Raw genomic sequence first — 13868 nt, 5'->3', positions numbered from 1 at the left:
TTGTTTCTAATTATTTGAAATCAATTGTAGAATATAAATAGGTAAGTTGATGAGAGGGGTAATAGGAAATGGAAGAAAATATTTCAATTTTAGTAGTAGATGATGAAGATCGTATCCGTCGTCTATTGAATATGTATTTAACGCGAGAAGGCTATGCTGTCGATGAGGCAGTTGATGGTGCCGAAGCGCTTGATATGGTGAAGGAAAATAATTATGCATGTATATTATTAGACCATATGATGCCAGAAAAAGATGGACTCGAAGTATTAAAAGAATTACGTGACCAAAAGGATATGACGCCAATTATTATGTTAACTGCAAAAGGTGAAGAATCAGATCGTGTTACTGGTTTTGAAACAGGTGCAGACGACTATATTGTAAAGCCTTTTAGTCCAAGAGAAGTCATCCTTCGCGTAAAGGCAATTTTAAGAAGGTCAACAACTATTCAAGGTAATACTGCTTCAACATCAAAGGATTTAGTCGTATTTCCTCAGTTAACGATTGATCATGATGCGCACCGAGTTACGGCAGAGGGTCAAGAAGTTAATTTAACACCTAAAGAATATGAGTTGTTATATTTCCTAGCAAAGTCACCAGATAAAGTATTTGATCGGGAACAGCTATTGAAAGAAGTTTGGCATTATGAATTTTTTGGCGATTTAAGAACTGTGGATACACATGTAAAACGACTCCGAGAAAAACTAAGTCGAGTCTCAGAGAGTGCTGCGAAAATGATCGTAACAGTATGGGGTGTCGGCTATAAGTTTGAGGCGGTCGAATGAATCGAATATGGAATTCAATAGTCGGGAAGCTATGGGCAACCATTTTGCTTCTCGTTACTTTTATTTTATTTATCGTTACGGCATTGCTATTAGAGTTTTTAGGGAATTTTCATAGAGAGCAAGCAGAGCAATCATTAATCCGAGAAGCGACAATGATTGAAAAAGTTGTATTGGAGCATGAAGAACTTCCGTTAATCTCTTTTCTTATACACGATATTTTAGACAAAGAAACAAATGCTATTATAACTGACTCAAATGGTACGATTATACATTCCTTTCATAATGGTCTAAACAAGAAAAGAATTGAAGAAAAGGTGCTTTCTAATTCTGAATTAGCGTCAAATAACCAATCAAGTAATCAAGTCCTCAAAGAAATGATGTTACCATCGCTGAAGGAAGAAGGCGTAAATGAGCAATTCATTGTGCTTGAATCTCCTTATACAACAGAGGCGGGCATTTGGAGTACTGTCTTTATTTATCAAAGTTTGGATGCTATTCAAGCAACAATGAAAAGGACGACAAATATTGTTTTTCTTTCCGCTTTTATTGCGTTTATTTTGACAACAATCTTCGCTTTTTTCTTATCTACTAAAATTACTTCGCCGCTTCTAAAAATGCGACAAGCTGCATTAGAATTATCAAAAGGAAATTTTGACACCCGTTTACCATCCCTTCAAGGTGATGAGATTGGGCAACTGGCAACCGCTTTCAATCAAATGGGAAGACAGTTAAAGTATCATGTAGATTTAATCAGCCAGGAGAAGGAACAATTATCAAGTATATTAACCTCAATGGCTGATGCCGTCATTACATTTAATCGTGATGGAACAATATTACTGATCAATCCACAAGCGGAGAAATTACTGCAAAAATGGTTTTTTGCGAATGATGCTCAAAGTGAATCAGTACCTCCAGAACTGTTACATATGTTAGATCATTCGATTACATTTTCTGAAGAGGTAGAAGATGAGCTAGAACTAAACAATCAATTTTATCTGATTTCAATTAGCCCTTTATATAATGGTGATGATATTCGTGGAGCTGTAGCAGTCCTCCGTGATATGACCGCACAACATCAGCTAGATAAGCTACGCACTGACTTTATAGCCAATGTGTCCCATGAGCTCCGTACACCAATATCGTTACTACAAGGCTATAGCGAGGCTATTTTAGATGGGGTAACAAAAAGTGACGAAGAGAGAGAAGAAATGATTCAAATTATTCATGAGGAATCGTTAAGAATGGGTAGGCTCGTTACTGATTTACTTGATCTTGCTAGAATGGAGTCAGGTCATATGACTTTATACAAACATGATATTTCTGTCACTCCATTTATTACTAGAATTACAAATAAGTTTACACAAGTTGCGCTTGAGGCAAATGTTGATTTAATCCTTAAAGTTCCTGAAAGAGAACTTTGGGTCGATTTAGATGCAGATCGAATTGAACAAGTCATTACTAACTTAATTGAGAATGCAATTCGACACACACCAGATAAAGGAAGTGTGACAGTGCATGTTGAACAGTATGGAGAGTCGTGTAAAATCACTGTTCAGGATACGGGAGTTGGTATTTCAGAAGAAGATTTACCATTCATTTTTGAGCGTTTTTACAAAGTTGACAAAGCAAGAACACGTGGAAAAGGCGGTACAGGGCTTGGGTTAGCGATTGCTAAGAATATCATCGACTCACATGGTGGTGTTATCTCAGCTACAAGAGATGTCGAGCAAGGCACAATTATGACAGTTTTACTACCTTTAAAATAAGTGAAACTTATTTGCAAGGAGAAACGACTACTAGAATGAACGGGGGGATATCATGGACGACTCCGTTTTTAGCCGGCTGTATGAACAGTACCATAACGATGTGTTTCGATTTCTTATTTATTTAATAGGGAATCGTGATCAGGCAGAGGATTTAATGCATGAAGTTTACGTTAGGGTACTTAGAGCTTACGCAGGTTTCGAGGGGAAAAGTTCTGAAAAGACTTGGCTTTTTTCGATTGCGAAAAATGTTGCAATCGATCACTTTAGAAAAAATTCTGTCCGCAGAAAACATTCTTTTGACAAATTTGATTGGGAAAAAAGTGAGTTGGTTTCAACGGAGATACTTCCCGATACTGAAGTTCTCTTAAAAGAAGAGTTTAAAAAGCTTTTACTTGTCCTTGATACGTGCACAGGTGACCAAAAGATGGTCATTCACATGCGATTTATTCATGATCTTTCTATTGCTGAAACAGCCGAAATTCTTGGTTGGAGTGAAGGGAAAGTGAAAACTACGCAGCACAGAGCTATTCATTCACTACGCAAAAAATTAAATGTCCTTCCAGAAGAAGGGGTGAACATTCGTGACAAATAAGTGGGACGATGAAAAAATACAAAAAACGCTTCATGAACTTCCGGATATTCAAGATATCCGTTCCAAAGAAGATGTTTTGTCGCGGCTAAAACAAGATAGTCGATTAAAGAGTCAGACCGAGCAACAACCAATTCGGAAAAATAGACGAAACTATATGCCAGTCTTTGCAGCTATAGCAGTAATTCTTGTCTTGGCATTTTTAATCCCATCGATGCTTAATGGCAATAAGGGATATGATCAAGCTGATACATTCAGTTTAGCTAATGAAGCTAAAAAAATGGAGAGTACAAATCGAGATGATTCAGCCGGTGAAGAATCAGAAGAAATGGCTGATACAGAGATGGATCAGGACTATGAGTTAACAATTCAATCAGAGAGTGAAGAAAACACACTATCTAACAGTGCGGTTTATCCGAGTGAAATCGATGGTTTCACAGTTTTTCATCTTGGTGTTGCCAGTGAAGCGGCTGCTAGCATTCCGGTTACATTTCTCATTCCAAATAACCAAATAAAGGAAGACTTTGGGGATGTTCAACCGAATAGTTTAGATTTGTATCAGAAATATGCTGGGCAAATTGATGAAGAGGCACTCGGGTTCAATGATTACCACCCCTACAAAGGTTCATTCTCAACTGACGCTGATGTCCTCATTCATACACTGCCTGTAGGGCATGGATATGATATGGCAACAGCTACATTGTCTACATTCACTGGAACATTACACGATACATTTTACGGTTTTAAGGAAATCAGATTTGAAAATGAAGATGGCACGCTTGTTGAATTCGATCAAGTCGGTGAACCTAGTCCGCCGATGAAATTATATAGCGGTTTACATCAGATGAATTATTACAAATTTAAACAGTCTGATGGTCAAGAGTTTTTATCATCAAATTTTTCTTATACCTATGACAATCTTGAAATGGCCCTTCAAGAAATGAAAGTTATACCGAATGATGTTTTTTCTCCAGTCATTCCGAACGATGTTAATTTTGAAGTAATTGATGAAAATGAAGTGACAGTTGTAAAATTTGAAGATCAATTAGACTTATTATCAATTTCTAAAGAAGAGGCCGATCAACTGATTGACGGTATTACATTAACGGCGGCAAGCTTTAATCAACAAATCCAGTTTGAAAATATTACGCAAACTGAATGGAATGGATTGAATCTTAACGAGCCGTTACCTAAACCAATCGGTCCGAATGAAATGCCTTTTCTATTAAAATAAGTTTAAAGCATCTTGTAAGCAATTGAGTTTACAAGATGCTTTTTCATGTGTATGATAAATATGTAACATACAATAAAATATTGATTCATCTTCGGGGCAGGGTGTAATTCCCGACCGGCGGTAATGGAATGCATAGCGTTCCGAGCCCGCGAGCTGAAAAGCTGATTCTGGTGAGATTCCAGAGCCGACAGTATAGTCTGGATGGGAGAAGGTGAAGGTACGGTCGTCTTTTTTGTGAAATTTGCAAAAGAGGTGCCTATTTTATGATGGATTATTCTGTCCATTTGCAACTAAAATGTGCCTTATACAACTCCCTAGAGCTTATTTGCTTTAGGGAGTTTTTCATTAAAATTTGGCGAACCGTCCTATCCTCTTTTGAAGTGAATCGAACAAGGAGAGAGGAAACAAATGAATAATAGCAAGAGATTAAGAAGAATGATGATTATCGCAATGCTTGCAAGTGTGGCAACAATTTTGATGCAGTTTAATTTTCCATTGCCAGCATTACCGCCTTTTTTAAAGGTTGACTTTGGTGAAATACCGGCTGTTCTTGCCGTTATGACATTAGGACCAGCTGCTGGAATCGCAGTAGAACTGATTAAAAACTTATTGCATTGGTTCTTAAGCGGAAGTCCAACAGGTGTGCCAGTGGGAGAAATTGCCAACTTTGCAACAGGCGTGTTATTCATCTTGCCGATTTACTATATTTATAATAAGTTTCGCACAGCAAAAGGCTTAGCAACAGGACTTGTTGCTGGAACGGTCTCAATGGCTGTCGGAATGACATTGTTAAACTATGCAGTGTTTTTGCCAATGTACACTTACTTTTTAAATATGTCACCTGTAACTGGTGACGCTTTATATGCCATGCTCATTTATGGAATTTTACCTTTTAACTTACTAAAAGGTGGATTATTAATGGGGTTAACAATACTCCTATTTGCGCGGATGCAAACTTGGATTGAAAAACAACGAACACGGTTATTGCCGGAATGATTAGGTACAAAAGAAGTGTCAAATCTAGTTGATCTAGATTTGACACTTCTTTTTAATCTTCATATTTTAATGCGTCCCCGTCGAAGGGAGCATCTGCTACTTTAATTGAGTCAGTTGGACATCCTTCAAATCCGTCTTCCATATCCTCCAGCAGTTCTTCTGGAACTTCAACGGTTCCCGTGTTATCATCGAGGATAACAAATGCGATTCCGTCATCGTCATAATCATATATATCGGGTGCTGCTGCCCCACAAGCCCCGCATGCGATGCATGTGTCTTGATCGACGATTGTATATTTAGGCATGGTTTTTCTCCTCTTTTCTCCGTTCAAACAAATTATGTACAGTCTCTATTCTAATGATAATGACAACCGTTTTCAACTAATACTATAATTTAGGGGGAGGAACTTTATATTGGATCTCTCATTTTTGCTATTAACAATTATCAGTCGACTTGATGGGGAACGGTCGATAAATGCAGGTTATCATCTCTTACGTGGAAAACGTTCAGGACAAACTTTACAAGATGTTGAATATTATAGTTTGGGTGATTTTTTCAGCTTATTGCCCAAATTGCGAACAGAAATATTTTTAGATGCAGTAGAACAATTAAAGCGTGCAGAGTATATCTCTATTAATGAGGATTCAAGTGTTTATATAACGACAAAAGGAAAAGAAATTGTTCAAACACTGCCAACGAATTACTTTAATGGTTGGAATTATAGAGGAAGAGAACATATTTTTTTCTCACGACTTTCATTAATTGTCCAAACCTTGTCTTTTTTTAAAGTAGGTGAGAAGTCATTTATGCCTATGCAAAACGATCATGAAGTCCAACTTTTTGTTAAGAAATTCTTTATGATGCCAGGCCGTCTTAAAAGCTCATTTTCAAATAAATTACTGCAAGAACTTCAAGGGTCAATTGAAGAAAGTGGTATGAATGAAGAACAAAAATTGATAATTGTTCATCGTTTAGGCGGTTATCAACAGACAGGATGGACTTGGAAGCAATTATCTGATGAAATGGGAATTCAGCCGTTTACTCTGACATTATTCTATATCGAAAGTTTGCATAGGTTACTTCAAACAATTGAACAATCAGACCAGTATCCACTTTTGATGAACATCGCTACTGGTATTAGAGTTCAAACTTATTTAACTGATTCAACTGCTAAAACAAAAGAGTTGTATGAAAAAGGATTCTCAATGCAAGAGATCGCACAAATGCGTCAATTGAAAATGAGTACGATTGAGGATCACTTTGTTGAAATTTCGATTAATGATGAACAATTTCCAATTGCGGAATTTGTAAAACTAAAAGATTACCATGCAGTCATCGCAAAATCGACGGAATTAGGTACGAAAAAACTCCGATTATTAAAAGAGGAATTTCCGTTTTTGACCTATTTCCAATTAAGACTAATCTTAGGTGCCCAGTCTAAAGGAGGTACAAAATGGACATCAACTCAATCTTATTAAACAAGTTTGGATTTGAACAGTTTAGGCCGGGACAAGAAGAAGTTGTTCGTTCTGTCATTTCAAATCGAGACACCATTGCCATTTTGCCGACAGGAAGTGGGAAGTCTTTATGCTATCAACTTCCAGCTTATACAAAAAACGGTACTGTCTTAATCATTTCCCCGCTCGTTGCTTTAATGGAAGATCAAGTAGCAATTATGAAAAAGAATGGAGAAAAACGGGTTGTTGCATTAAATTCTTTTTTAGCCTATAAAGATCGCGAGCGAATTACAAGGCAGTTGGAAAACTATAAATTCATTTTTATATCTCCTGAAATGTTAGTCCAGACATATATGGCGGAACAACTACATAAGTTAAAAATTGCTTTTATCGTAGTGGACGAGGCACATTGCATTTCTCAATGGGGGTTCGACTTTAGGCCTGATTACTTACGAATCGGAGAATTTTTCAAAAGACTTGATCGACCAAACATATTAGCGCTCACTGCTACTGCTAATAATAAAGTTTTGGATGACATCAGTCATTATCTCTGTCTTGAAAATCCGTCAATTCAAAAGCAATCATTAGACCGGAGAAACATATCATATTCTATGATGCAAATGGACTCTGAACAGGAAAAAACAGCATGGCTCTATGAAAGAACTAAAACGACATTAGGGCCAGGTATTATTTATGTAGCTTCAAGAAAACGAGCAGACGAATTAGCCTATCAATTGAAAGAGCAGCAACTATCAATTGCATCTTACCATGCAGGTATGGAACAAGAGGATCGTGCATTCATACAGGAGCAGTTTCTAACAGGAGAGGTTGATTGGATCTGTGCAACGTCAGCATTTGGTATGGGGATTCATAAAGAGGATATCCGTCAAGTGATTCATGAAAATATGCCTTCATCGATTGCAGGTTATATACAGGAAGTCGGCCGCGCAGGACGTGACGGAAATTTGTCTGCAACCACATTATTATTTACGGTTGATGATATTTCTAAAACACGGTTTATCGTACAAAATGATCTTCCAACGGAAACTGAAATCCGACATTATATCAACTTGTTAAGAGAAGGGACTTCAAAGAATGATTCGATGCAATTGTCCGGCATAAGTGAAACGGGAACACGGATTATTGATTATTATATTGAACGAATGCCGATTGATGAAGTTGTTCGAAAAATAAGGGAACAAAGTATGGAAAAAGAAGCACAATTACAAAACATAGTCCAAATTATTAAGGATGAAAAATGTATTCGAAAATCGCTATTATCTTACTATGGTGAAACTTTAGTTCAACATCCAACGTCATGTTGTTCAGTATGCGGGTTAAGCGAGGATAATTGGTTGTTCGATATTAAACCAACTAATTCGACAAGGAAATTAGTCGATTGGACAAAGCGATTAGCTTATCTTCTGTAAAATTAGGATATCATCCGTTTACTTTTGACAATATTTTCGTCATAATGAATATAGAGATGCATGATTGTGATAGGAGAAGTTGAAAATGAAAAAAGATGATTATAGATCTGATTTTGAAGAGGATAGACAAAAGATTAATTTAGATGACGAACCTACAGTCATTAAGACACGTGCAGAATTATATAAGAAAAACAGGAAAAGTAAAAAGAAATCAAGAAATGTAATGATTAATGTAACTTTTACTTTGTTTACACTTATACCTGTCGTTATTATTGCTTTCTTTCTTATAAATTGGTATGTGGAATCAAATAAAAATACGACAGCTGCACAAGGTTCATTGGTGAAGTATGAAACACGTGAGAATCAAGATAAAGATGATGATTCATCAGGTAACGGGCTCGATGATAAAGAGGATACTGAAATAGTAGTCGAAAAAGATGAAGAGAATAAGAAGGACAAATCGAAAACTGAAAAATCACCTGAAGAAACAGTACAAAAGAAACCAACAGAAAAAGTAGAATCGAAAGACAAGCCAATAGAAAAAACAGTAGTAGAGCCAAAAGAAAAAGTAGAAGAAAAAGTGGAAGAAAAACCTGTAGTCAAAACACATACAGTTTCTCCAAAAGAAACACTTTATAGTATTTCGGTTATACACTACCAATCTGGTAAAGGTGTAGAAAGAATCAAACAAGCAAATGGTATAACGACCAATGAAATCTATGTAGGCCAAGTCCTCGTGATTCCATAACACATTTAGTGAAGGCAAAGGATTGCAACTTTGCCTTTTTTCATTATGTATTAATAAATGAAGGGCGGCGTGTTATTACGTATAAATTAGTTATGAAAACAATTCTGGTTCTAATACCTTCAATATTCTTGTATATGCTGACCAATGCATTTAGAAGAAACGTCGTGAAGCATGATGTGAAAATTAAATCAAGTAATTATCAAGCAAAAACGTTGAAGGTGTTTTTTATCTCAGATATTCACAGAAGAAAAATTGATCGGAAATTAATAAGGAAAATAGATAAGGATATCGATCTTATTATTATCGGTGGAGACTTGGCAGAAAAAGGCGTACCCTTGTCGCGTATTGCTTCAAATATTAGATTATTGTCTAACCTCGGAAAGGTCTATTATGTATGGGGGAATAATGATCGTGAAGCAGGAGAACGTGAAATTCGTAGAATAATGAAGAGATTTCATGTCACTATATTGGAAAATGATAATTTCCCGATTCCTGGTCATAGTACTTGGGGGATATGTGGAACTGACGATCCGACCAGTGAAAACGTCGACATCGATAGAACCCTAAGTGATATTGAACATTACAAACAAATACTTCTTGTATGCCATCAGCCCAAAATGATAAGAGAAATTGAAAGCTATATCCAACCGACTATTATGCTAGCGGGACATACACATGGTGGTCAAATTAGAATCGGCAAACTCGGATTGTTTCAAAAGGGGAGTTTCCAAGTGAATAGTAAACAAGCGAAACTCATTAGCAATGGCTACGGAACATCTACAATTCCGTTCCGGTTGGGCGCGCCTTCTGAATGTCATATAATTACAGTGAGTTACTAGGAAAAATAGAGTGGAATTAACGAACCAATTTGAATTTGATAGGAGAGGTAAAATGCAACACGAAGATGTTATTGTAATTGGCGGTGGACCTTGTGGGTTATCTGCTGCTATTGAACTACAAAAAAAGGGATTAAAAGTCCTTGTCATTGAAAAAGGAAATATCGTAAATTCAATTTATAACTACCCCACACATCAAACGTTTTTTAGCTCAAGCATAAAATTATCCATTGGCGATATTCCATTTATAACGGCTAAAGATAAGCCTAAAAGAAATGATGCACTCGTTTACTATCGTGAAGTGGTTAAGATGAAAAATATCCATGTAAATAATTTTGAGTTAGTCGAACAAGTAAAGAAGAGCACAAATGGTTTTCAAGTCACTACAAACAAAGGCCTTTACACGGCCAATCAAATAGTAGTAGCAACTGGTTACTATGACAATCCCAATATGATGGGGATTGTAGGGGAAAATCTACCGAATGTTTTTCATTATTTCAAAGAAGGACATCCATTTTTCCAAAAGAATGTCGTCGTAATTGGTGGGAAAAATTCAGCTGTTGACGCAGCCTTGGAATTGGAAAGGTCGGGGGCAAATGTAACAGTTGTTTACCGGGGTTCCAATTATTCACCAAGTGTCAAACCGTGGATATTACCAGGTTTTGAAAGTCTGGTGAAGTCAGGTGCGATCAACATGTATTTCGAATCAGAAGTAGTGGAGATTACTGAAACATCCGTCACTATTCAAAACGGACGCGAAAACATAGAAATTGAAAGTGATTATGTCTTTGCGATGACAGGATATCATCCAGATTATACATTTTTAGCAAATATGGGAATAGAAATTGACGAAAAGAATGGATGTCCCCAATTTAACGAGCATACAATGGAATCCAATGTTAGCGGGTTGTATATTGCAGGTGTCATAGCGGCAGGTAATGAAGCGAATGAAATCTTCATTGAAAACGGAAGATTCCACGGTGTACAAATTGCGAATGCCATTGCAAACTCAACTGTACAATTGTAAAATAATGTTATCGAAGTAATATTGGGAGGAGTGCCGTTCATGTTTATATTGTTTACAGTTGCAATTGCACCTGGATTGGCACTATTTAGTTATTTTTATTTGCGAAAAGACATCGCAAAAGAACCTTCCCGAACATTACTACAAACTTTTATATATGGTGCAATTATGACTTTCCCAATTTTATTCGTTCAACATGTATTTGAAGAAGAACATATATTTACCAATGAATTTGTCCGAACTGTTTTATTTACAAGTGGCATCGAAGAGTTTTTTAAATGGCTAATTTTATTTTTGACGATCTATCATCACTTGGATTTTGATGATGCATATGATGGAATTTTGTACGGAGCCAGTATTTCATTAGGATTTGCTACAGTAGAAAACATTCTTTACTTATTAACATACGGAACTGATATCGCTTTTATAAGAGCATTATTGCCGGTTTCTAGCCATGCATTGTTCGGTGTCGTTCTAGGATATTATTTAGGTCGAGCAAAGTTTGCGGAAGAAGCTCAGAAGAAGAAAACATTATTTATAGCCTTCTTAGCGCCATTTACACTCCATTTTGTTTATAATAGTATCTTTCTTATTCAGGAATTGTTTTTATATTTAATCATTCCATTTATGTTATTTTTATGGTGGTTTGGATTAACGAGAGTGAAATATGCACACACATTTGCCATGCAGCAATTTAGAAGAAAAGCAAAATAGAAGTGAAAAGATCTAACCATTGGTTGGGTCTTTTTTTAATTCATAAAATCAAGATATTTGGACAAGCTTAATAAAAAAGGAGGAATGGATTTGAAAAAGATTCTAAGTCATATCCTCATTGCCACGCTACTCCTCAGTTGTGCTTATGTGTTGTCCCCGCTGCCAACAGGGGCTTTTAGTTCCCAAGAAATTCAACGGGGTGCATTTGGTGATGATGTTATTGAACTTCAATCAAGGCTTCAATACATTGGCATTTATAATGGTGTCATTGACGGGCAATTTGGTTACGGAACTTACTGGGCATTACGAAACTTCCAAGAGCAATACGGTCTTCCAGTAGACGGAATAGCAGGTAATACAACTAAGAAGAAACTTGTTGACGTATCAGATTACGATGAACAGTTTGTTGTTGATAATATCAACAAAGGTAATAAATTTACGCACTACGGGGGAAAGCCACTCGAAAATCAAGTATCTAAAGGAACTGGTAAGAAGAAGGATGCGCAACTCCCAGCAAAGTTTTCAGAGAAAGATTTACAATTAATGGCCAATGCAGTCTATGGAGAAGCAAGAGGAGAGCCTTATGAGGGCCAGGTTGCAGTCGCAGCAGTCATCCTGAATCGTGTTGAACATGCAGAGTTCCCAGATACAGTTGGTGGTGTAATCTTCCAACCGGGTGCATTTACAGCCGTTGCAGATGGTCAAATCTGGTTAACACCTAACGAAAGAGCAACTGAAGCGGTTATCGACGCGATTAACGGCTGGGATCCATCTGAAAATTCTATTTACTACTTCAACCCGATTACGGCAACAAGTAAATGGATATGGTCTCGTCCCCAAATTAAAAAGATAGGATTACACGTTTTTTGTTATTAATCCAATAAAGGAGGATTAAAAGGTTGCTGGAATGTTGTCCAATTCCAGTCCCGTGTGTATGAAAAAAATTATATTTTTACTAGTTTATACAGTAGCTGCACTATCAGTTTTTGCATTTGGAAAAACATCAGAAAACCAACAGTTAAGTTATTTACTGAGTGCACAGTATGCAGATAAGATGACAGACGCATCAACTAAGTTGGAAGAACTAGATACCGCTGTAAAAAAGACTTTGCTTTTTAAAGATCAAGAAGGCTCGAAAAGTGCACGCGAAGATATTTGGCGCTTGTCATCGGAAATTAAAAATTCAGTTGGTTCGTTACCCCTTGATCGTCAATTTTCCAATTCATGGATGAATTATTTAGGGAGACTGGGCAACTTCGCAAAAGAATCTGATCGTAGTGACGACCATGACGAGTACCATAATGTTATGGTGGAAGCATCCAAAAACTTAAGAAGTATGGCAGATGAGTGGGAAATTGCGACGGTTGGGTTAATCGGCGGTGATATGACAATTGATGGTTGGCAAAACCAATTAGAATCAGTCGATTCAAATCACGATTGGGCAGGAATGACAGAAACCGTAAAGCAATATACGGAAAGCGATTTTCCGCTAACCGCAAGTGAATCAGACTCACAGAAGAAAAAGGATTTACAGAAACTAACCGATAAAAACATCACTAGTGACGAGGCAGTTGAACGCTTCAAGGTGTTGTTTCCAGAAGTCTCCACAGGATCACTTGTTGTTGAAACGAGTAAACCTGGGTCACCATACCCTTTTTATCATATCCGCTTCGCAAAAGATCAATCGATTGGTTATATTGATATAACAGAAAAAGGGGGCCATGTGCTTTCATTCTTGGCTGAACGCCCATTTACTGAATCGAGCCTTGAATTTTCTGTTATTCAAAAAAGAGCGGAAGATTTTCTATCGAATTCTGGATACGAAGACACCGTTTATGAGGAATCAAGAGAAAATAATACGGCATGGCATTTAGTTTACGTACGTGTTGAACCAGAATATGGTGCGAAAGTATTTTCAGATGTTATTCATATAAAAGTTGCAAAGGATACAGGAAACATTCTTGGTTTAGATGCAATGGAGTACATTCAAAAAGAAGATACGAAAAGACAACCAATCAATAAAATAGATTGGAATACGTTCTTTCAGTCCAATGTACAAGTTGTCAATGAGGAGCTTGCTTATGTGGAAAATGATCGACTAGAACAAAGGTTAGCACATTATCTAACAGTGAAGATGAAAGCCGAGGGAATCACAGAAACCTATATAGTTGTTGTAGATACAGAAACTGCCGAAATTATTGAAACAGAAAAACAACAATAAAGTGAAACTTCAATCCGTGGGGGGGTTCATCCCACGGATTGTTAGTTGAACCAATCGGGCTTTTACGGGCA

At 36.9% G+C, this 13868-nt stretch carries 14 protein-coding genes and 1 riboswitch; of the genes, 13 read left to right on the top strand and 1 reads right to left on the bottom strand.

Annotated features, from left to right (window positions below; all coding sequences use genetic code 11):
* Window positions 1-68: 68 nt before the first annotated feature.
* The 5 genes from AC25Y1_RS02655 to AC25Y1_RS02635 all read left to right on the top strand — a co-directional run bounded on the left by AC25Y1_RS02655 (window position 69) and on the right by AC25Y1_RS02635 (window position 5367).
* The gene (locus tag AC25Y1_RS02655) at window positions 69-782 is read left to right on the top strand and encodes a response regulator transcription factor (RefSeq protein ID WP_488146398.1); all 714 of its coding nucleotides are present in this window, start codon (window positions 69-71) and stop codon (window positions 780-782) included.
* The gene (locus AC25Y1_RS02650; protein ID WP_488146397.1) at window positions 779-2548 is read left to right on the top strand and encodes an ATP-binding protein; all 1770 of its coding nucleotides are present in this window, start codon (window positions 779-781) and stop codon (window positions 2546-2548) included. The genes AC25Y1_RS02655 and AC25Y1_RS02650 overlap by 4 nt, the downstream gene beginning before the upstream one ends.
* Window positions 2549-2600: 52 nt before the next feature.
* Window positions 2601-3140: an RNA polymerase sigma factor SigX gene (locus AC25Y1_RS02645; RefSeq protein ID WP_488146396.1), complete on the top strand. Its 540-nt coding sequence runs from the start codon at window positions 2601-2603 to the stop codon at window positions 3138-3140.
* Complete coding sequence (locus AC25Y1_RS02640) at window positions 3130-4371, top strand: hypothetical protein (RefSeq protein WP_488146395.1); 1242 nt, start codon at window positions 3130-3132, stop codon at window positions 4369-4371. The genes AC25Y1_RS02645 and AC25Y1_RS02640 overlap by 11 nt, the downstream gene beginning before the upstream one ends.
* 83 nt (window positions 4372-4454) lie before the next feature.
* Window positions 4455-4588, top strand: a riboswitch (FMN riboswitch).
* Window positions 4589-4779: 191 nt separating this feature from the next.
* Complete coding sequence (locus tag AC25Y1_RS02635; RefSeq protein ID WP_488146394.1) at window positions 4780-5367, top strand: ECF transporter S component; 588 nt, start codon at window positions 4780-4782, stop codon at window positions 5365-5367.
* A 52-nt stretch (window positions 5368-5419) separates the two neighbouring features.
* Here AC25Y1_RS02635 and AC25Y1_RS02630 read toward each other — a convergent pair whose 3' ends face one another.
* A complete protein-coding gene (locus tag AC25Y1_RS02630; RefSeq protein ID WP_172369422.1) occupies window positions 5420-5671 on the bottom strand; it encodes a 4Fe-4S domain-containing protein in 252 nt (83 codons plus the stop codon).
* Window positions 5672-5780: 109 nt separating this feature from the next.
* On the opposite strand from AC25Y1_RS02630, the gene AC25Y1_RS02625 reads away from it, so the two are divergent.
* The 8 genes from AC25Y1_RS02625 (at window position 5781) to AC25Y1_RS02590 (ending at window position 13797) form a co-directional block, all read left to right on the top strand.
* Window positions 5781-6845, top strand: a complete 1065-nt coding sequence (locus AC25Y1_RS02625) for a YpbB family protein (RefSeq protein WP_488146393.1) — start codon at window positions 5781-5783, stop codon at window positions 6843-6845.
* Window positions 6821-8254 carry a RecQ family ATP-dependent DNA helicase gene (locus AC25Y1_RS02620; protein ID WP_488146392.1) on the top strand — a complete coding sequence of 478 codons (1434 nt, stop codon included), beginning with the start codon at window positions 6821-6823 and terminating at the stop codon, window positions 8252-8254. Before AC25Y1_RS02625 ends, AC25Y1_RS02620 begins: the two co-directional genes overlap by 25 nt.
* 85 nt (window positions 8255-8339) lie before the next feature.
* Window positions 8340-9002: a LysM peptidoglycan-binding domain-containing protein gene (locus tag AC25Y1_RS02615; RefSeq protein ID WP_488146391.1), complete on the top strand. Its 663-nt coding sequence runs from the start codon at window positions 8340-8342 to the stop codon at window positions 9000-9002.
* Window positions 9003-9094: 92 nt separating this feature from the next.
* Window positions 9095-9841 carry a metallophosphoesterase gene (locus AC25Y1_RS02610; RefSeq protein WP_488146390.1) on the top strand — a complete coding sequence of 249 codons (747 nt, stop codon included), beginning with the start codon at window positions 9095-9097 and terminating at the stop codon, window positions 9839-9841.
* Between the two features lie 52 nt (window positions 9842-9893).
* Window positions 9894-10865 carry a YpdA family putative bacillithiol disulfide reductase gene (locus tag AC25Y1_RS02605; protein WP_488146389.1) on the top strand — a complete coding sequence of 324 codons (972 nt, stop codon included), beginning with the start codon at window positions 9894-9896 and terminating at the stop codon, window positions 10863-10865.
* Window positions 10866-10904: 39 nt separating this feature from the next.
* Window positions 10905-11576, top strand: a complete 672-nt coding sequence (gene prsW / locus AC25Y1_RS02600) for a glutamic-type intramembrane protease PrsW (protein ID WP_488146388.1) — start codon at window positions 10905-10907, stop codon at window positions 11574-11576.
* Between the two features lie 84 nt (window positions 11577-11660).
* Window positions 11661-12452, top strand: a complete 792-nt coding sequence (sleB, locus tag AC25Y1_RS02595; RefSeq protein WP_488146387.1) for a spore cortex-lytic enzyme — start codon at window positions 11661-11663, stop codon at window positions 12450-12452.
* 58 nt (window positions 12453-12510) lie between these two features.
* Window positions 12511-13797: a PepSY1/2 domain-containing protein gene (locus AC25Y1_RS02590; protein ID WP_488146386.1), complete on the top strand. Its 1287-nt coding sequence runs from the start codon at window positions 12511-12513 to the stop codon at window positions 13795-13797.
* Window positions 13798-13868 lie beyond the last annotated feature (71 nt).

This window comes from Sporosarcina sp. Y1009 (genome assembly GCF_057669865.1).
This window is presented reverse-complemented; position numbering and strand designations above follow the sequence as displayed.

Coding starts and splice junctions, on each gene's coding strand:
- prsW (WP_488146388.1), top strand. CDS start 10,905: ATGTTTATATTGTTTACAGTTGCAATTGCACCTGGATTGGCACTATTT.
- AC25Y1_RS02610 (WP_488146390.1), top strand. CDS start 9,095: ATGAAAACAATTCTGGTTCTAATACCTTCAATATTCTTGTATATGCTG.
- AC25Y1_RS02655 (WP_488146398.1), top strand. CDS start 69: ATGGAAGAAAATATTTCAATTTTAGTAGTAGATGATGAAGATCGTATC.
- AC25Y1_RS02605 (WP_488146389.1), top strand. CDS start 9,894: ATGCAACACGAAGATGTTATTGTAATTGGCGGTGGACCTTGTGGGTTA.
- AC25Y1_RS02650 (WP_488146397.1), top strand. CDS start 779: ATGAATCGAATATGGAATTCAATAGTCGGGAAGCTATGGGCAACCATT.
- sleB (WP_488146387.1), top strand. CDS start 11,661: ATGGATTTGAAAAAGATTCTAAGTCATATCCTCATTGCCACGCTACTC.
- AC25Y1_RS02620 (WP_488146392.1), top strand. CDS start 6,821: ATGGACATCAACTCAATCTTATTAAACAAGTTTGGATTTGAACAGTTT.
- AC25Y1_RS02590 (WP_488146386.1), top strand. CDS start 12,511: ATGAAAAAAATTATATTTTTACTAGTTTATACAGTAGCTGCACTATCA.
- AC25Y1_RS02645 (WP_488146396.1), top strand. CDS start 2,601: ATGGACGACTCCGTTTTTAGCCGGCTGTATGAACAGTACCATAACGAT.
- AC25Y1_RS02630 (WP_172369422.1), bottom strand. CDS start 5,671: ATGCCTAAATATACAATCGTCGATCAAGACACATGCATCGCATGCGGG.
- AC25Y1_RS02615 (WP_488146391.1), top strand. CDS start 8,340: ATGAAAAAAGATGATTATAGATCTGATTTTGAAGAGGATAGACAAAAG.
- AC25Y1_RS02635 (WP_488146394.1), top strand. CDS start 4,780: ATGAATAATAGCAAGAGATTAAGAAGAATGATGATTATCGCAATGCTT.